Annotated in this window: 20 protein-coding genes; 12 read left to right on the plus strand and 8 right to left on the minus strand. The window is 59.2% G+C overall.

Features of this window, described 5'->3' with window-relative positions:
- Window positions 1–78: 78 nt before the first annotated feature.
- From AC2CHD_RS08290 to AC2CHD_RS08300, 3 genes are all read right to left on the minus strand, one after another.
- A complete protein-coding gene (locus AC2CHD_RS08290; RefSeq protein WP_229450177.1) occupies window positions 79–711 on the minus strand; it encodes a TadE/TadG family type IV pilus assembly protein in 633 nt (210 codons plus the stop codon).
- Window positions 712–743: 32 nt separating this feature from the next.
- On the minus strand, window positions 744–1,292 hold the full coding sequence (locus tag AC2CHD_RS08295; RefSeq protein WP_484553321.1) for a TadE/TadG family type IV pilus assembly protein: 549 nt from the start codon (window positions 1,290–1,292) through the stop codon (window positions 744–746).
- A gap of 159 nt (window positions 1,293–1,451) precedes the next feature.
- Window positions 1,452–1,892, minus strand: coding sequence for a pilus assembly protein N-terminal domain-containing protein (locus AC2CHD_RS08300; RefSeq protein ID WP_484553322.1), 441 nt, complete (start codon window positions 1,890–1,892; stop codon window positions 1,452–1,454).
- A gap of 312 nt (window positions 1,893–2,204) precedes the next feature.
- Here AC2CHD_RS08300 and AC2CHD_RS08305 point away from each other — a divergent pair, with 312 nt between their 5' ends.
- From AC2CHD_RS08305 to AC2CHD_RS08345, 9 genes are all read left to right on the plus strand, one after another.
- A complete protein-coding gene (locus AC2CHD_RS08305; RefSeq protein WP_223019311.1) occupies window positions 2,205–2,375 on the plus strand; it encodes a Flp family type IVb pilin in 171 nt (56 codons plus the stop codon).
- 143 nt (window positions 2,376–2,518) lie between these two features.
- Window positions 2,519–3,040 carry an A24 family peptidase gene (locus AC2CHD_RS08310; protein ID WP_484553323.1) on the plus strand — a complete coding sequence of 174 codons (522 nt, stop codon included), beginning with the start codon at window positions 2,519–2,521 and terminating at the stop codon, window positions 3,038–3,040.
- A 225-nt stretch (window positions 3,041–3,265) separates the two neighbouring features.
- Entirely contained in the window at window positions 3,266–4,081 is an 816-nt protein-coding gene (gene cpaB, locus AC2CHD_RS08315; RefSeq protein ID WP_229450180.1) for a Flp pilus assembly protein CpaB, read from the plus strand.
- 47 nt (window positions 4,082–4,128) lie between these two features.
- Window positions 4,129–5,670 (plus strand): type II and III secretion system protein family protein, encoded by a 1,542-nt coding sequence (locus AC2CHD_RS08320; RefSeq protein ID WP_484554211.1) that lies wholly within the window; start codon window positions 4,129–4,131, stop codon window positions 5,668–5,670.
- Window positions 5,667–6,428, plus strand: a complete 762-nt coding sequence (locus AC2CHD_RS08325; RefSeq protein ID WP_484553324.1) for a CpaD family pilus assembly protein — start codon at window positions 5,667–5,669, stop codon at window positions 6,426–6,428. The genes AC2CHD_RS08320 and AC2CHD_RS08325 overlap by 4 nt, the downstream gene beginning before the upstream one ends.
- Before the next feature lie 14 nt (window positions 6,429–6,442).
- Window positions 6,443–7,723, plus strand: a complete 1,281-nt coding sequence (locus AC2CHD_RS08330; protein ID WP_229450182.1) for a CpaE/TadZ family protein — start codon at window positions 6,443–6,445, stop codon at window positions 7,721–7,723.
- A 19-nt stretch (window positions 7,724–7,742) separates the two neighbouring features.
- Window positions 7,743–9,260 carry a TadA family conjugal transfer-associated ATPase gene (locus AC2CHD_RS08335; protein ID WP_484553325.1) on the plus strand — a complete coding sequence of 506 codons (1,518 nt, stop codon included), beginning with the start codon at window positions 7,743–7,745 and terminating at the stop codon, window positions 9,258–9,260.
- Window positions 9,261–9,301: 41 nt separating this feature from the next.
- A complete protein-coding gene (locus AC2CHD_RS08340) occupies window positions 9,302–10,315 on the plus strand; it encodes a type II secretion system F family protein (protein ID WP_229450184.1) in 1,014 nt (337 codons plus the stop codon).
- A gap of 3 nt (window positions 10,316–10,318) precedes the next feature.
- Complete coding sequence (locus tag AC2CHD_RS08345; RefSeq protein WP_229450185.1) at window positions 10,319–11,308, plus strand: type II secretion system F family protein; 990 nt, start codon at window positions 10,319–10,321, stop codon at window positions 11,306–11,308.
- Between the two features lie 60 nt (window positions 11,309–11,368).
- On the opposite strand, the gene AC2CHD_RS08350 is transcribed toward AC2CHD_RS08345, so the two are convergent.
- Window positions 11,369–12,193 (minus strand): tetratricopeptide repeat protein, encoded by an 825-nt coding sequence (locus AC2CHD_RS08350; RefSeq protein ID WP_484553326.1) that lies wholly within the window; start codon window positions 12,191–12,193, stop codon window positions 11,369–11,371.
- A 121-nt stretch (window positions 12,194–12,314) separates the two neighbouring features.
- On the opposite strand from AC2CHD_RS08350, the gene AC2CHD_RS08355 reads away from it, so the two are divergent.
- The 3 genes from AC2CHD_RS08355 (at window position 12,315) to AC2CHD_RS08365 (ending at window position 14,998) form a co-directional block, all read left to right on the plus strand.
- Window positions 12,315–13,694 (plus strand): leucyl aminopeptidase family protein, encoded by a 1,380-nt coding sequence (locus AC2CHD_RS08355; RefSeq protein WP_484553327.1) that lies wholly within the window; start codon window positions 12,315–12,317, stop codon window positions 13,692–13,694.
- A 96-nt stretch (window positions 13,695–13,790) separates the two neighbouring features.
- A complete protein-coding gene (locus AC2CHD_RS08360; protein ID WP_229450188.1) occupies window positions 13,791–14,141 on the plus strand; it encodes a MarR family winged helix-turn-helix transcriptional regulator in 351 nt (116 codons plus the stop codon).
- Window positions 14,138–14,998 (plus strand): C40 family peptidase, encoded by an 861-nt coding sequence (locus AC2CHD_RS08365; protein WP_484553328.1) that lies wholly within the window; start codon window positions 14,138–14,140, stop codon window positions 14,996–14,998. Before AC2CHD_RS08360 ends, AC2CHD_RS08365 begins: the two co-directional genes overlap by 4 nt.
- Here AC2CHD_RS08365 and AC2CHD_RS08370 read toward each other — a convergent pair.
- From AC2CHD_RS08370 to AC2CHD_RS08385, 4 genes are read right to left on the minus strand one after another with little or no spacing between them, the layout of a single operon-like run.
- The gene (locus AC2CHD_RS08370; protein WP_484553329.1) at window positions 14,995–15,945 is read right to left on the minus strand and encodes a 2-hydroxyacid dehydrogenase; all 951 of its coding nucleotides are present in this window, start codon (window positions 15,943–15,945) and stop codon (window positions 14,995–14,997) included. The genes AC2CHD_RS08365 and AC2CHD_RS08370 overlap by 4 nt on opposite strands.
- Window positions 15,946–15,962: 17 nt before the next feature.
- Window positions 15,963–17,594 carry an ABC transporter ATP-binding protein gene (locus AC2CHD_RS08375; protein ID WP_484553330.1) on the minus strand — a complete coding sequence of 544 codons (1,632 nt, stop codon included), beginning with the start codon at window positions 17,592–17,594 and terminating at the stop codon, window positions 15,963–15,965.
- Window positions 17,591–18,091, minus strand: a complete 501-nt coding sequence (locus AC2CHD_RS08380; RefSeq protein WP_484553331.1) for a type II toxin-antitoxin system VapC family toxin — start codon at window positions 18,089–18,091, stop codon at window positions 17,591–17,593. The genes AC2CHD_RS08375 and AC2CHD_RS08380 overlap by 4 nt, the downstream gene beginning before the upstream one ends.
- Entirely contained in the window at window positions 18,091–18,336 is a 246-nt protein-coding gene (locus AC2CHD_RS08385) for a hypothetical protein (protein ID WP_229450193.1), read from the minus strand. Before AC2CHD_RS08385 ends, AC2CHD_RS08380 begins: the two co-directional genes overlap by 1 nt.
- Window positions 18,337–18,368 lie beyond the last annotated feature (32 nt).

Here is an 18,368-nt window from a genome sequence, read left to right on the forward strand (position 1 = left end):
TTCAATCTTCTCGGGATGAGACGGATGTCCGAAGGGCTGTTTGCCAGGGGCTTGTTTTTGCGGGTGATCCCTTACCCGTTAGCAATCGTCGCAGGGCACAGTGCTGCTCATGCGCGGACGAAGGTAGAAACGTTCGCTCATCTGCAGATTGTCGAGACCAGCCATCGCCGTCAGACCGGTCGTTTTGGTGCCGTCCTTCGACCAGGCGAGAATGGGTTTATACCCGAGCGCAGCGGTCGCACGGATGTAGAAAGCCCCCTTGATGTTCAGTTCGGCGGGCAGTGTGGTGGTGCTGCCCTTGGGCAGACCGGTGGATGCGGTTCCATTTTTGAGTTCACGCGACCAGACAACCTTGATCTTCGGGGTGGTCTCGTCGGTGACCTGGATCGCGGTGAGCGTCATGGTCGGCATCGTACGATTGTAGGGCTTCAGAATGGCGCTACCGATCTTCATCACGGCATCGATCTCACTGGCTGTGATCGATGGCTGTTGCGCGACAAGGTCACCCGCCATGTTGGCAGCGCGACTGAGCTTCTTGTTGACGTCGATTGCCTGGCTGAACTCCAAGGTCAGAAAATACATCGCAAAGAGGATGGGCGCGATGATGGCGAATTCGATTGCAGCAACGCCCCGCTTGTTGCGCGCGAAGGCCCCCAGAGTGGATAAGAATCCGCCCCGTATGGCGCCCGTTGTTTTGTGATTGATTGTCATTGCCTGGTCCCCCAACGACCTATTGCCAACAGTTAGAACGGCTCGTTTTGCCAGGTGTTTGATGAGAAAAGCAGAAGCTTGCCGTCAGGAAGCCGATCTGCCAGCAGGTTTGTTACCACCGGCCAGCGGTAGTAGACGCGCATCATGTTCTTCGTGAGTGCCGGACCCAGATCAGTTTTCGTATCGATGCTTCCGTCGTCATTGAAGCCGAGGCTCGATTTGGCGGCGTCTTCGAATGTGTCGAATTGCCTTAGATCGACTTCGAGCCCAGGACAGGTCTCCGACATCAGTATGGACATGCGGTCGCACAGCAGGTCGCGCAGTTTCGTCTCGTTCAATTCGCTGGCTCGTACCTGGCCGGTACGAAACAACCGAGCAACGTCGTCCGTTGCGTTGGCAAGCAATTGCTGCGCTGCAAAGCCTATGCAGGCCTCCAGGATCACGAAGATCAGGAAAAAGAACGGAAGACCGAGAAAGGCAACCTCGATGGCTGCCACGCCTTCCTCATTCTTGATAAAACGGCCCAGCACACGGCGCCGATTTGGCGCGCGGCGCGCTTTGCCTTTTGTCTGATCGCCCATAACCGACCCCTGAAGTGTGCGTTGTCAGGGAGGACTATAACCAGCCCCGGTTGCATTCCGGTTTTGACGGCAGGTCAAATTGCAGAGTTTTTGTTTACGCTCTGCAAACCTTCTCCCGGACTGGTCCGAGCGCTCATCAAGCCCGCATCGTCGTGCGCCCTATTGGTTGGCGCTGATCTCGGCTTCCGAGGCCCGCTCAGCGTCGGTCTTGTAGGAACTCTCGCAGTAGGGGGTGCAGGAAAGCGTCTGGACATTGGCACGGCGGTAAATGCGCACGGAACTGGCCGACTGGCGGCTGACCATAACCTGTTCGTCGACGATCGGCTGGCCGTCGATGTCGAGTACGACGAGATTGGTCACGCCGAAACCCTTCCCCGTGAGGACGATGGTGGTCGCGTCCTGCACGGCTGCGTCAGCGATCTCGGGGTTGCCGATCACGATCGTGTCGGCTTCACGCGCGAGTTTGACGATTTTCGCCTGGTTCATCACAACTTCGATGGCTGCCTCGTTTGCCGAAGTTATTCCCGGCAGCGCAACCAGACCAGCGGTCAGGAACACTGTTTTCAAGGCAGTTCCGGTTTTGGAAAATACGGCGCGCATCACCCTGCTCCCCACGTCAAGCTGAAGAGAGTATGAACCTGATTGGTGAACCAAGGGTTAAGTGCCCGCTGAGCGAGTGGGAAAGTTCTCGGATTCTCGTTGTTATATATAAAGAGTTCCGGCGAACCATCCGCCGCCGTGTACTTTATGAACGTGTTAACCAACACCCGCGCTTTCAGGCGGCAAGGTTTTGGTAAGGGTGTTTCTTAAGCAGGTTGAAAGAGCTCCCTCGTATGGTCAGGCCATCCGATCAACACAACAAAAAACGTTGACGGTCTTGCTGAACAAAACGCGGAAGAGGAGTTTTCCCAAATGGCTAATCTGTTTGCACGTTTCATGAAAGACGAGTCCGGCGCAACCGCTATCGAGTACGGCCTTCTGGCTGCTCTGATCGCTCTCGGTATCGTTGCTGGCGCCACTGCACTCGGCGGCAAGCTGAGCGACACCTTCCAGGGCATCGCAGACGACCTGCCGGGCAACTAAGAACGTCCGACTGGATTGTTCCAGAGATTGGGGCCGCTTCTCTACTGGAGGAGCGGCCTTTGTCGTTTCGCGTCACAAATCGTCAATTCATCAAGTTTTAAGCGGCGATCGGGATAATCCAAGGGAAACTGAGGTGTCATGGCATGCTTGAAGCAATCGTTCTTGTGGTGTTTCCCTTCTGTATGGTTTTTGCCGCGGTCTCGGACCTGTTGTCCATGACCATTGCGAACCGTGTGTCCGTGCTGCTTCTTGCGACCTTCGCTGTCGCCGCGCCGATGATCGGCATGGACTGGGCGCAAATCGGATTGCATCTGGCGGCAGGTGTGCTCGTTTTGGCGGTGACGTTTGCCCTTTTTGCCTTTGGCGGCATGGGTGGCGGAGATGCAAAACTGATGGCAGCCACCGCAATCTGGTTCGGCTTCAGTCCGGTTCTCATACAGTATTTTTTGACCGCAGCGCTGCTGGGTGGTGCTCTCACGCTCCTGATCCTCAAATTCAGGAACTCGTACATAGGCTACGTCTCGGTCAACAACGTCCTGTTGCGGAACCTCGCGGATCACAAGGCGGGAATCCCCTATGGCATCGCGCTGGGCACTGCCGGTCTTTTCGCCTATCCCGAAACGCCGTTTGTTCAATGGGCGCTGGCCAGTCTGGCCGGGGTCTAGCAACCTGACCTGGACATCCAAGGCGGTGTCCTCGGAAACGGCAGAACTTCAAACAGGTCTATACGCCCCGATCTCCGGTCGGGGCGTTTTCGCGTTTCGCAATCCCGGAAAATAGCTCAACTTTGAATTAATCATTTTTGTAAGGTTCGCGTTAACCATAATTTGACGATTGACACTTCATTCTCCGCTTCACGCAACGGAAGTCCGAGTACAAGGGGCGGAGTCATGAGCAAATCCCGGATCGTCATTTTAGGTGTGGCCGTGCTGGCTGCCCTTGGCGCCGGTTATGTCGCCAAAAATCTGACGGCACCGGCTCCGCAGCAGCCCGTCGCAAGCGCGGGGCCAGAAGAGCCGGCGATCGATCTGGTCGATGTTCTCGTCATCGGACAGGATGTCCCGATGGGAACCGAGCTCGGCAGCGCGCTGTCCTGGCAGTCCTGGCCTGCGGACAACATCAACGCCAACATGATCACCAGAAACGATAGCCCTGAGGCGCTGGAAGAGCTGCGCAGTTCCATTGCGCGCGTGGCACTCTATACGGGGGAGCCACTCAGGCGTTCCAAGCTTATCGGCGAGGGGATGAGCTTTATGTCGGCGATCCTGCCCGCGGGCAAACGTGCCGTGGCAACCCAGATTGCTGCTGATACTTCAGCTGGCGGTTTTATCCTTCCCAATGATTACGTCGACGTCATCATGACGCGCCGCTCGCAGGAGAACGGCACCGCGAACGGTTTCATCACCGAGACCATCCTCAAGAACATCAAGGTTCTGGCGATCGATCAGACCATTCAGGAAGACGAAGAGGGACGCCGCGTCAAGGTGGGCGAAACCGCGACACTCGAACTGACGCCTGAGCAGGCGGAGATCATCACGGTTGCGCAGCAGATGGCTGATCGTCTCACGCTTTCACTGCGGGCAATTACCGATACGAACGAAACATCGGAGAATGACGGGTCCTACCTCGTTTCAGGCAGAGGCAGGGGCAACAGCGTCCGTCTGATCAAATCCGGTGAAGTCACCGAAGTGGGGACCCGGAAATGACGAACCGCATGGATGATGCCAGGGCTGTGAAACTGTCGGAGCGGGGAATGGGCAGCACTCTAAAACTGACCGCGCGTCTCCTGTTGGGGTGCGTCACGGTGTTGGCCGCACAAGCCGCTCTGCCGGATGGCGCGGCCTTTGCCCAACAGAATGTTGTCAAGGCGCGTGGCGGCCCCAACGTGAACCAGCGGGTAAAGCTCGGTCTCAACAAGTCGCTTGTGCTCGACCTGCCGAGCGACGCCTACGACATTCTGGTTGCAAATCCGTCGGTCGCCGACGCCGTGACCCGCACCGCACGGCGCATCTATCTGTTCGGCAAGCAGGTGGGCGAGACCAACATCTTTGTGTTTGGCGCCAATGGCGAGCAGATCGCGAGTCTGGACCTTGCGGTGGAACGAGATGTCGCCGGCCTTGAAGAGTATCTCAAGCGTTTCATTCCCAACTCCGATATCGATGTGGAGTTGATAAACGACAACGTGGTCCTCACCGGAACGGTTGAAACACCGCTGGACGCCGCTCGCGCCGCGCAACTTGCGCAGATCTTCGTTACCGGCGGTGAGGCCACGACCGGTCAATACTCGCAAAGCGCGGCCGCACCCACCGATGGCGGCGGCGTGGCGATCAACAACCCGGATCAGAAGCGCCAGACGAGCCGGATCGTGAACATGATCCAGATTATTGGCGAAGACCAGGTCACGCTCAAAGTCACGGTGGCCGAGGTCAGCCGCTCCGTCATGAAACAGCTTGGCGTGAACATGATCGGCTCGGGCAGTGCCGACGGCATCTCCTGGGGCGCTGTGGTGGACAATGCCTTCGGGCTCGGCAAGCCGCTTTCCCCCACACAGTTTTCGGTCGGCGGATCGCTCATTGACGCCTATATCAATGCCATGGAGCAGGCGGGCGTGATGAAGACGCTGGCCGAGCCGGCGCTGACAGCAGTCTCCGGCGAAAAAGCCACTTTCCGCGTCGGTGGCGAATTCAACATCGTCACCTCGCAGGAAATCGATCCCGATACGAACGCGTTGAAATACGAGGTCGAAAAGATCGATTATGGCATTGGTCTGGAGTTCCTTCCGACAGTTCTTTCTGCCGGCCGCATCAGTCTGAAGATCCGCACTCAGGTTTCCGAACCCACCATGCAGGGATCCCAGACCTTCTTCTCTGGCCTGGGGCGCGGCCAGCGCTACCGCAACGCTTCGAGCATGAACGCGATCTCGATCCGCAAGCGTTTGGCGGACACCACGGTCGAGCTGCCGTCCGGCGGATCGATGATGATCGCCGGCCTTGTGCAGGACGATGTCCGCCAGGCGTTCAATGGGGTTCCCGGACTGTCTAAGGTGCCCGTCCTTGGCGCCTTGTTCCGAAGCCGGGATTTCGTTCGCAATGAAACGGAACTGGTGATCATCGTAACGCCGTATCTTTCCAAGCCGACGGCCCGCAACGCATTGGCGAAGCCGGACGACAATTTCACACCCGCCAGCGATGGCGCGGGAATGTTCCTTGGCCGGGTCAACCGCGTCTATGGAACCATGAAAACCAACCTGCCCAATGGCCGCTATCACGGCGTTGTCGGCTACATCTACAAATGAGCTGGGGAAAGGTTATGCCGGGGGTGGTCATGATGAAGAACACGACACGGAACGCATATCGGGCCAGGCTCGCCGGCACGGCAATTGTTATCTGCGCGGCTGTAGCCATGGCCGGCTGCGCCGCAAAGCGGGATTCGGTCATTGTGGGTTCCATACCGGATGACTATCGCACCAATCATCCGATCGTCATCTCGGAGAAGGCGCAGGAAATCGATCTGCCGATTGCCGCTTCAGCGCGTAAGATGACACGGGACCAGATGGGCACACTGGCAGGTTTCATGAGTGGATATGACCGCCGCTCCGGAGCCACGGTTTCCGTGCTTGTGCCGTCGGGTTCCGCCAACGAGCTGGGCGCCTCCAACGTCGCGTCTCAGATCACCCATTTGCTTCAGAAGCAGGGAGTTCCACCGGAGAACATATCCGTGGTCTCCTATCAGGCGCTTGCGCCGGACACGGCACCGCCGATCCGCGTCTCCTATCCCGTCGTCAAGGCTTCCACCACGCCGTGTGGCCGTTGGCCGGAAGACATGCTGGAAACGACAGACAACAAGCACTACGCGAATTTCGGCTGTTCCTTTCAAAACAACCTCGCCGCACAGGTCGCCAACCCCAATGATTTCCTTGGGCCGCGCAAGCAGGGCGAAATCGATGCCGAGAACCGAATGGGCGTGATCGACAAGTATCGTGGCGCTGAGAGCATTTATAAACCTGGCCAGGTGTCCGAAGACTTCCGGGCCACCAGAGAGATCGCGTACTAGGCGAGGGGCATGACATGAGCAATCTGGCCTATGAAACGGACCACGAGGATCTCGCTCCCGAGGATGGCGCGTCGCCAGCGCTTCAGAAGTTGCGGCCGATCCCGAGGATCTCGATCCAGGCTTTCTGTGAGACGGACAGCGTTGCCAATCCGATCGAGCGGGCAGGCGAAGACCGCCGCATGGCGAAAACCCATCTCAAGGTACACATGGGTGGTGTCGCGACGGCCGTTGAGTTTTATCAGACAGCGGCGACGCCGAACCTGGTTATTGTAGAATCCTCCAGCGAGCCGCGAGAACTGCTTGCCTCGCTGGAGCAGTTGGCGACGGTCTGCGACCCCTCCACGAAAGTCATCATCATCGGTCACTACAACGATGTCTGGCTGTATCGGGAGCTGATCCGAGCAGGCATTTCCGAATATGTGGTCGCGCCGATCTCGATGGCGGACATTGTCAGCGTGATCGCGAACATCTTTGTCGATCCAGAAGCCGAGCCGCTTGGACACTCCATTGCGTTTATCGGTGCAAAGGGTGGGGTTGGTTCGTCCACCGTAGCCCACAATGTGGCGTGGTCGATTTCCAACCTCTTCGAGAACGAAGTCGTGGTCGCCGATTTGGATCTGCCTTTCGGCACGGCCAACATCAACTTTGATCAGGATCCTGCGCAGGGCATCGCTGAAGCGGTGTTTTCGCCTGAGCGCATCGATGAGGTCTATCTGGATCGCTTGCTCGCCCAGTGTGCGGAAAGACTCTCCCTCCTGGCAGCTCCCTCGACACTCGACCGCGTGTATGATTTCGATCCAGAGGCTTTTGCGCAGATCATCGACACCACGCAACGCACTGCGCCGGTTCTGGTTCTCGATGTGCCGCATGCCTGGAATGGCTGGACAAAGACAACCCTGGCGCAGGCTGACGAGATCGTCATCACGGCCACGCCCGACCTCGCCAATCTGCGCAATACGAAGAACCTGATCGACACGCTGAAGAAGCTGCGGCCCAACGACAAGCCGCCTGTTCTCCTGCTCAATCAGGCCGGCATCCCGAAGCGGCCCGAGATATCGCTGGAAGACTTTGCCGAACCGCTTGGCGTGACACCGGCCGCGACCATTCCCTTCGAGCCGCAGCTGTTTGGCAATGCGGCCAACAACGGTCGCATGCTCGGCGAAATGGACGCCAACAGCCCGATTGTCGAGACAATCAATGAACTCGCCCATGTGCTGACGGGGCGGCGTGATGTGAAGCCGAAGAAGAAGAGTGGCTTGTCCGGCATCCTGGGCAGGTTGAAACGCAAAAGCTGATACGGATTGGTAGCGTCAGATGTTCGGAAAGAGAGGGGCAGGCGTCCCGCATACCACAGCGCCGCACACAGAAACCCCGAAAACCTTTTCGGGCGGCACCGACGTATTGACGCCGGAACGGCCAGCTCCCGCGAGCCTGCAGAACACGGCGCCAGCGCCGCAGGAACCACCTCGGCCGCGTGTGGAGGCCCCCAAACCCACTCCATCCGCGCCACCCCCGCCGGCACGATCGCCTCAGCCCGCCCGCGTGCGCAGCGAATCTTATTACGACACCAAGAGCCAGGTGTTCTCGGCGCTGATCGAGACCATCGATCTCTCGCAACTCGCCAATCTCGATCCTGATAGCGCGCGCGAGGAAATCCGCGACATCGTCAACGATATCATCGCGATCAAGAATTTCGCGATGTCCATCTCCGAGCAGGAAGAACTGCTCGAGGACATCTGCAACGATGTGTTGGGTTATGGTCCGCTCGAGCCGCTCCTGGCGCGAGACGATATCGCCGACATCATGGTCAACGGTGCCGAGCATGTTTACATCGAGGTGAACGGTAAGGTCGAACAGACCGGCGTACGCTTTCGCGACAACCAGCAGCTGCTCAACATCTGCCAGCGCATTGTCAGCCAGGTCGGCCGCCGCGTCGATGAATCAAGCCCGATCTGCGATGCGCGCCTGCCCGATGGTTCGCGTGTCAACGTCATCGCACCGCCACTTGCCATTGACGGCGCGTCGCTGACCATTCGTAAGTTCAAAAAGGACAAGCTGACGCTCGATCAGCTTGTGCGCTTCGGAGCCATCTCGCCTGAAGGCGCCGAGATTTTGAAGATCATCGGTCGCGTCCGCTGCAACGTTTTGATCTCGGGCGGCACGGGTTCGGGTAAGACGACGCTGCTGAACTGTCTGACCAGTTTCATTGATCTCGACGAGCGCATCATCACTTGCGAGGATTCCGCGGAGCTGCAGCTGCAGCAGCCGCATGTGGTCAGGCTAGAAACGCGCCCTCCCAACCTCGAAGGCGAGGGTGAGGTCACCATGCGCGACCTCGTACGCAACTGTCTGCGCATGCGCCCTGAGCGCATCATCGTGGGCGAGGTGCGCGGTCCAGAAGTCTTCGACCTGCTGCAGGCGATGAACACGGGCCATGACGGTTCGATGGGCACCATCCACTCCAACAATCCGCGCGAGTGTCTCAATCGTATCGAATCCATGGTTGCAATGGGCGGTTTCACGCTGCCGCAGAAAACGGTGCGCGAAATCATCGTCGGCTCGGTCGACGTCATTATCCAGGCAACGCGTCTGCGCGATGGCTCGCGCCGCATCACGCACGTCACCGAGGTGATCGGGATGGAAGGCGATGTGATCATCACGCAGGACCTCGTTCTCTATGACATGAAGGGCGAGGACGCGAACGGCAAGATCATTGGCGAGCACGTGTCGACCGGTATTGCACGGCCGCATTTCTGGGATCGTGCCCGGTATTATGGTGAAGAGCAGCGTCTGGCGAATGCGCTGGAAGCGATGGAACGGAAGACCGACTAACGTGCCGGTGGCTTTCTGTTTCGGTTTGGGCAGGTAAATCCATGTTTGGAATGGACATCACACTGATTGCGTTTGTTCTACTGGCCGGCTGCAGTGCCGGGGCGGTGGCTTATGCGCTGATGTTCAACAACATCACGGCAGAGAAGAAAGTCGGGCGCCGGCTGGACTCCGTCAAGCGGGCGCAGACTGATCAGGTCTCCATCAAAGCCTCGCGTGACCGTGTTGCCGAAACGGCGAAGCGCCGCAAATCCATTCAGGACTCGCTGAAGGATCTGGAAGAGCGGCAGAAGAAACGCGACAGCAGGGTTCGCAAGCCCCCGCTCAAGATGCAGCTCAAACAGGCTGGGATGAATGTAACTCCGGAGCGGTTCTACATCATTTCGGCCATCTGCGGGTTGGTGTTCACCCTGGCGGTTTTCGTCATGGGTGCTCCGCTGCTTGTGCTGCCGGGGGCCTTGATTGTCGGGGCGTTGGGCTTGCCGCGCTGGTTTGTGTCCTGGCGCCGCCGTGGTCGCGTGAAGGCGTTTCTGAACGAGTTTCCAAATTCGCTCGATGTGATCGTCCGTGCTGTAAAGTCGGGCTTGCCGATCAATGATGGCATACGCTTGATCGCCAGTGAGGCTCAGGAACCTGTGCGCACCGAGTTTCGCCGGATCGTGGAAGCCCAGCAAATGGGCGTTTCAACACCGGAGGCTTGCGTGCGCATGGGCGAAACGATGCCATGCCCGGAAGCGAACTTCTTTGGCATTGTCATTCAGATTCAGTCTCAGGCGGGCGGCAATCTCTCCGAAGCACTGTCAAACCTGTCTCGCGTTCTCCGCAACCGCAAGAAAATGAAGGCGAAGGTCCAGGCGCTGTCGATGGAGGCCAAGGCATCGGCCGTAATCATCGGGGCTCTGCCTTTCGTCGTCGCTTTCCTCGTCTACCTAACCAGCCCGAGCTACATCATCCCGCTCTTTACCACCAGCGCGGGGCATCTGATTCTCGGCTTCGCTGCCATGTGGATGACGATCGGCATTCTCGTGATGCGGAACATGATCAATTTCGAGGTTTAGACAATGCCTTCAAACGTCATCGGAAGTATCATCGAACCGAGTTTCCTGATCGCGCTTCTGGTCGCGGTGGCGGTTTTTGCCACTCTTTTCACGCTCCTGCCGGCTTTCGGCGGCGACCCGCTGAAAGCGCGCATGAAAAGTGTCGCGCTTGAGCGCGAGGAATTGCGGGCGCGGCAGCGTGCGCGTCTTGCTGCCGAAGCTGACAAGCGCCGCCGGGGCCTGCGTGAGCATCAGTCGGAAGGCATGCGCGCGATCGTAGACCGGCTCGATCTGCGCCGTGCGCTGGCCGATGATGCAGCGGTGGCGAAACTGCGCACGGCAGGCTTTCGAGGCCAGAATCCGCTCACGAAGTTTCTCTTCTTCCGGCTTATTCTCCCCTTCGTCACGCTGCTTCTTGCAATTGTCTATATTTTCGTACTCGGCGGGCTTCCCGAACAGCCCTTGTTCGTGAAGCTTTTCGTTTGCGTTATTGCTGCCTATGCAGGCTTTTACGCACCTGTGCTCTATGTCAGCAATCTGGCTTCGAAGCGAAAGAAGTCGATCCAGATCGCGTGGCCCGACGCCCTTGATCTGATGTTGATCTGCGTTGAATCGGGCATGTCCATCGAAGCGGCTTTTCGGCGCGTGGCAGACGAGATCGGCATTCAGTCGGTCCCGTTGGCCGAGGAGCTGGTGCTGACGAATGCGGAACTCTCCTTCCTCCAGGAACGTCGTCAGGCCTACGAGAACTTTGCTTCTCGTACAGGGCTCGAAACGGTGAAGAGCGTTACGCAGGCTTTGATCCAGGCCGAGCGCTACGGCACGCCGGTGAGCCATGCCCTTCGGGTGCTTGCGGACGAAAGCCGGGAAATGCGGATGAACGAGGCGGAAAAGAAGGCTGCGGCTCTACCGCCGAAACTCACCGTTCCCATGATCCTCTTCTTCATTCCCGTTCTGTTTGCGGTAATTCTCGGGCCGGCAGGCATCCAGATCAAGCAACAGGGGCTGTTCTAAGCGCACCAAAAAGGCCGCTCGAAGCGGCCTTTTTAATTCTGTTCTCATTTAAAAGCGCTGCTACTGGCGCTTCTTGTTCTCGTCGTCCGAGATCTGGCTCCAGGCATTCTGCTGCGCGAGCATGGAACGAAGATATGCAACATTGGCCTCGGCCTGCTCGGGCGAAAGCTCCTGCCGGGCCAGCTGTTCTGCTTCGTCAAAACGCCCCTGAAGCCCGACGACGAGCGCCAGGTTCTGCCGTACACGGCTGTCGGCACCGGCAGCCTGTACGGCTTGGCGCATATAGTGCTCGGCTGATTTCAGGTCACCTTCAAGCAGATACGACATGCCCATGTTCGAAAGCACGGAGGGTTCACCCGGCTTGAGGTTGAGAGCCTGACGATAAAGCGTCCGGGCTGCATCTTTCTGTCCGAGTTGATCCAGAATAGCACCCTCGGCTGATTGCAGCCGCCAATCGGGGTATTCCGGGGTCTGTGCCCGGCGTACCGCGTCAAGCGCTGGCTGAAGCTCACCGGCGGCAGCCAATGCCTTGCCATAAGCGGCCAGAACGTCGCGGTCCTTGGGGTGGTCGATCGCAAGTTTGCGCATCACCGCGAGAGACTGGTCGACCCGCCCGGTCATCTGAAGGACAGAAGCGTATTGCAGTGCGGTGCCCTTGTCCTTGGTGTTCTGGGTGTAGGCGCGCCCAAGCGAATCGGCGGTGCCACGCAGCTGCGATTCGCTCATCGCTGCAACATTGGACACCGGCTTGGGCGTACTGCGGCTGATCGAACCGGTTGTGATCCGATCCTTCGCGCAGCCAGCCACTGACACCGCCATGATCAGCGCAATCGCCGTTGTGGTGATCCTGTTTACGGTTGCATTCGTGCGCCGTTCGGTAAACATCTGCGCGCGCCCTCCGGTTGGCTTCGGCCGTTTCCCGGCCCACTCTCACCAGAGAGAAATATTCTGTTAACCCTAACGGAGCGTTAAAACGCGCCGCAAAACGCAAATGAGGAGACACCAAATGCCCGTCACGCTCCTGAACTCGCCAGAGGCTTCATCCTTGCCCGTATACGCGGTAGAGGCGGATGCCCTGGACGCCTGCCAGGCGCCAAAGGCAGCGATCGCCTGGGCGAAGGCAAACGGCTTTTCAGGGGCTGCAGCCACGGTTTTGACGATACCGGGCGAGAGTGGCGCTTTGGCCGGTGCATTTTTCGGGCTTGGCAATTCAGATGCAGCCAACCCGCTGGCTGCCGGAGCGTTGGCACGGCAACTGCCGGAGGGCGATTGGCACTTTGCTGATGTGCCGAAACAAGCGGAACTTGCACTCCTCGGCCTGTTGCTCGGGTCCTATGCATTCACACGCTACGGTAAGAAGCCGCGCAATACACTTCGCTTCCGCGTGCCCGAAGGGGTTGATGCAAGTCGCGTCGAGCGGTTGGCCAATGGCTGCATTCTCGCACGCGATCTCATCAACACGCCTGCAGGCGATATGGGGCCTGATGCGCTCGAGGAGGCCATCCGCGCACTCGCCTCGGAGCATGGTGCGACGCTCTCAGTGACGCTTGGTGATGACCTTCTCAAGGAAAACCTGCCCATGATCCATGCGGTCGGCCGCGCTGCTGAAGCCGCACCACGTCTCCTCGATCTGAAATGGGGACGGGAAAATGCGCCCAAGGTCACTCTTGTAGGCAAGGGGGTCTGTTTCGATACAGGCGGTCTCGATCTCAAACCCGCCGCCGGCATGTTGCTCATGAAGAAAGACATGGGCGGTGCCGCGAATGTGCTCGGCCTCGCTTCGATGATCATGGCGGCAAAGCTCGATGTTCGCCTTCGTGTCCTCATCCCGGCAGTGGAGAACGCAGTCGCAGGAAACGCTTTCCGTCCTGGCGATGTGCTGACCAGCCGTAAGGGGCTCACCGTGGAGATCGGAAACACCGATGCCGAAGGGCGGCTGGTGCTTGCTGATGCGATGGCCCTGGCAGATGAGGAGGAACCGGAACTTCTGATAGACATGGCGACGTTGACCGGTGCGGCGCGCGTCGCGCTCGGGCCCGATGTGCCGCCTTTCTACACCGACAATGAGGCGCTTGCAGACGCCTTGGCCCAGGCCTCCGAGAGCGTTGCCGATCCACTCTGGCGCATGCCGCTGTGGAAGCCCTATCTCTCGCGTCTGGATTCTAAAATCGCCGACATCAACAATGTCTCACTCGATGGCTTCGCGGGCTCGCCCATTGCCGGCCTTTTCCTTGGCCGTTTCGTGGAGAAGGCGAAGAGCTGGGCGCATTTCGACATTTATGGCTGGAATCCGGCCGAAAAGCCGTATGCGCCGGTCGGCGGGGAGGCGCAGGGCATCCGCGCCATCGAACGCGTGCTTGTGCAGCGCTACGGAGCTGGAGCCTAGCGAAGAAGCGGCCGGCGCTTGCGCCGGCCTGTCTTTCACGGCATGAATGGAACGGAGCCGAAACGGTTATTCTCTCCCGCAAAGGCAGGCCCTGAAATGTCCATCCAGCTGAGGCCAAGCCAGGCATTGCGTCTTTGGCAGCAGGTCAGCCTCGCCGAGGTTCGCGCCAAGGAACCGGACCTCACCGAGCGCCAGCTTGCCATCCTTCTTACGATCTATCTGGATCCGCCTCCGCACACCGTGCGCGGCCTGGCCGGGAAACTGGATGTCTCCAAACCCGTCATCACCCGCGCCCTCGACACGATGGGCGCGCTCAAACTCGTTTCCCGCCACCGCGACCCGAATGACCGCCGCAATGTCCTGATCAAGCGCACCGTCGAGGGCGCCCTGTTCGTGGAGCGGTTCGGCGATGTGGTGGTGGCAAAATCCGCGGAGCTACCCTTATGACGACACTCGACCGCCGCCTGCACGCCCACCGACCGGATCTTGCCGATGCCCGCTTGGAGGGTAAGGTCGACGCAACCCGTTTCACGGCCGGCACACCCGCCCGCATTGGGACACCCGTTGCCGATGTGCACAGCGCTCCGCGTTCCGACGCAGGCATGGACACCCAGTTCCTCCACGGGGATGCGGTGCGCGTGTTCGAACAGCGCGAAGGCTGGGCCTGGGTGCAGGCAGAACACGATGGCTATGTCGGCTATGTAAATACGAATGCACTTGCCGACACCGATTTCACGCCCACGCCCACGCACCGCGTCACCGCCCAGCGCAGTTTTGTCTATCCCGAGCCGGAATTGAAGAAACCCGCAATCGCCGCTCACAGCATGGGCGCCGCTGTCAGCGTGAGCGAGATTGTCGAAAACCGGGGTACGCAATATATGCTTCTCGCGTCGGGTGGCGCGATGATTGCTGGCCACCTGCAACCTCTCGCCTCACACCAAGAGGACTACGTTACGGTCGCAGAAATCTTTCTGCACACACCCTATCTGTGGGGTGGAACGAGCGGTTTCGGCATTGATTGTTCCGGTCTGGTGCAGCTTTCCATGCGTATGGCCGGAAAAACCGTGCTCCGCGACACGGACATGCAGGCCGACAGCATCGGCACGCTGATTGATCCTGCCGAGACCGCGCTTCAACGCGGCGATCTCGTTTTCTGGAAGGGCCATGTGGCCATCATGCTGGATCACGAGATGATGCTTCATGCCAACGGCAACACCATGAGCGTCGCACGTGAGCTGCTGAGCGATGCCATCGAACGGATTGAACGGTTATACGGTCGTCCAACGCATTACCGTCGCCCTTAATACCCGGCGTTGCGATCGACGAGGTTTTTCAATGCCTCACCACGCTCAAAGGCGTCCATTTGTTGCAACATGGGAGGCGCCAGATGTGCCGGGTCTGAAGTGGCCGCCGCATGCGGCGTGACGAAAACCCTGGGGTGCGACCAGAGAGGGCTTTCCGGTGCCAGCGGTTCGCGCTCGAACACGTCGAGGCTCGCTTCCTTCAGCACGCCCGCTTCAAGCGCCTTGAGAATGTCGATCTCGCGCTGCAGGCCGCCGCGTCCAGCATTGATGAGGCAGGGGCCGCCCAGTGGCCCGTCCTGTCGCAGCCGCGAGAGCAGTGAATAATTGACGATGCCGTGGGTTGCGGCTGTCAGCGGCAACAAGACCACCAGGATGTCGGTCGCGTTGAGGAACGGGGTCAACCCGTCCTCTCCATGGAAGCCCCTGACACCCTCCACGTCCTTGGGTGTACGGCTCCAGCCATTCACCGAAAAACCAATCGCACACAGTGCCTGCGCGGCGCGTGTACCGAGCTGACCGAGCCCCATAATGCCGACGGAGACCTCGTTGGCTGGTGGCTGCCGCGGCTCGTGCCAGACCTTCCGGACCTGTTGTTCCCGGTAGACTGCGCCCTGCCTGTGATGATCGAGCACACGCCACGTCACATACTCACACATGTACTGCGTGAGATTGTCCGCCACCACACGCACGATGGGCACATCCGGCACCTGATCATCCGCGAAGATGTGGTCCACCCCCGCGCCGATGGAGAAGATGACTTTCAGGTTCGGCAGTCTGGCGAGTACGCCGGGCTGGTGCTTCCATACCACAGCGTAGTCAATGGAAGGGTCCTCCGTGCCATCAGGCTCCAGAACGACCTCTCGCTCTTTCGAGAGAAGGTCGTACCAGCGTTGAGGATTGAACCCTGTCACGGAAAGAAGGACGCGACCGCGTTCCGGAGTGCTCATCGTTTGCCCCTCGATATTTATTCGCTGACCACGCCTCCCGGCGTGGCTTCGATGTTGAACGCGGCTGCGATCAGCGCGCGTGTGTAGTCGGTTTGTGGCGCATCAAAGATCTGCTCCGCCGGACCGGCCTCCACCACCTTGCCGGCGCGCATGACGATCACCTCATTGGCAAGCGCGCGCACCACTTTCAGGTCATGACTGATAAAGAGATAAGCCAGATTGTGCCGCTTCTGCAAATCACGCAGAAGGTCCACCACCTGCGCCTGTACGCTCATGTCGAGCGCCGAGGTGGGCTCGTCCAGCATCACGAAACGCGGTTTCAGTACCATGGCGCGGGCAATGGCGATACGCTGGCGCTGACCGCCGGAGAATTCGTGCGGATAGCGAAACCGGCTGTCGGGGTCGAGATCGACCTCTTTCAGAACATCGACGACCATCGCGTCGCGTTCCTCGGCTGAAAGGCCAGGCTGGTGAATGCGCAGCCCTTCCTCGATGATTTCGGCGACGGACATGCGCGGGCTGAGCGAACCGTAGGGATCCTGAAACACCACCTGCAAGTCGTGCCTGTAGGGACGCATTTGCCGAAACGAGAGTTGATCGATCTCCGCGCCCGAAAACTGAATATGTCCCTCGGAGCCGATCATGCGGGCAAGCGCCAGGCCGAGTGTCGTCTTGCCGGAGCCCGATTCCCCCACCACACCGAGCGTTTGGCCGGCACGTACCGTCACGTCGACGCCGTCGACACCCTTGATGTAATCCACCGTGCGGCGCAGCAACCCTTTTTTTACAGGGAACCACACCTTGATCTCGTCGCCTTTCATCACGGTTTCTGCAGTCGGATCCGCCTTGGGCGGGCGGCCCTTCGGTTCGGCTTCGATAAGGTGGCGTGTGTAGGCATGTTGTGGGTTGGTGAATATTTCTTCCGTCGGCCCGCTTTCCACGATCTTGCCGTCCGTCATCACGCAGACCCGGTCTGCCACCTTGCGCACGATGCCCAGATCATGGGTGATGAACAGCATCGACATGGATTTCTTGCGCCGCAGATCGGCCAGAAGCTCCAGGATCTGCGCCTGCACCGTCACGTCGAGGGCCGTCGTCGGTTCATCAGCGATCAGCAGGTCCGGCTCGTTTGCGAGCGCCATGGCGATCATCACGCGCTGGCGCTGGCCACCGGAAAGCTGGTGCGGGAAGGAATCGAGGCGCTTTTTTGGATCGCGAATGCCCACTTGATTGAGCAATTCGAGGGTCCGCTCCCGCGCTGCCTTGTCGCTCATTCCGCGATGCAGTTTCAAGACCTCACCCACCTGGCGCTCGATGGTGTGCAGCGGGTTGAGCGAGGTCATCGGCTCCTGAAAGATCATGGAGATCTCGTTGCCGCGCACTTTGCGTTGGGTCGCTTCATTGGCGGCAAGGATGTCCACACCATTGTAAAGGATTTCGCCGGAGGGATGGCTCGCCGCCGGATAGGGCAAAAGCCGCAGGACCGAGAGTGCCGAAACCGATTTCCCGGACCCCGATTCCCCCACAAGCGCAACGGTCTCGCCACGCGCGATGTCGAATGAGATGCGATCGACCGCAAGCGTCTCCTGCGCGCCCTGCCGGAAGGACACGGATAGATCGCGGATCGAGAGGAGGGGGGTTGATGTCATGGTCGCGATTCAATGATTGCGCGGAGATTTTCCGCTGTAGGCAGGATGACCGAGAGCTCGGGAGAAAAACGCTCTCCGCGCCAGCGATCGTTCTTTAACCGAACCTGGCCGGGTATGCGCTTGTCGGCGGTCAGGAAATGGCTGCACTCAAATCCGATCGCCGACGCGAGATGGATCGCATCGGGCAGCTTCACGGATTTGAACTGTCGGCGCACGAGGGCAGCGCTCCACAGGACCTCCCGTGTAACAGGCCTCACATCCAGCCAGGAATTATCCTCCACGATCCAGTTGTCGTAGAGCTGAATGAGGTCGTCATCCTCGTCCCGGTAGGGCCCAACCAGAAGCTCCGCCAGCGCCAGTTCGCTCGTGCATAGAAAGCGTTCGCCGCTCTGCATCTGTTTCTCGATCAGATTGTAAAGCAGTGTCTGTATTTCGCCCTGCACTTCGGCGAGTTCGATGAAGATTGCGGTGTCGAGATAGAGCCTGGTGAACTCCATCAATCGTCCCACTCATCGCGCAGCGCCCGAATGCGTCTTGCCGCGTCTTCGCTGGAAACGCGTCGGGTCTGGCGAGCGCGAACGCGCTCGATCTGCGCCAGCAGTTCCTCCGGCGTGCGTGGTGGAGCTTCTCGCTTGACTTCTTCTTCCACGGTCACTTTCACCAAAGCGTCGTGGGGAATGTCCTTGCGCAGCTCCTTGGGCAATTTGGATGCCCTATAGTGATTGACGGTGACCACACCCATTGTCATCTCCTGCATCCAGCCCGTTCAATATA

The sequence above is a fragment of the Nitratireductor sp. ATLC21 genome (assembly GCF_057196525.1).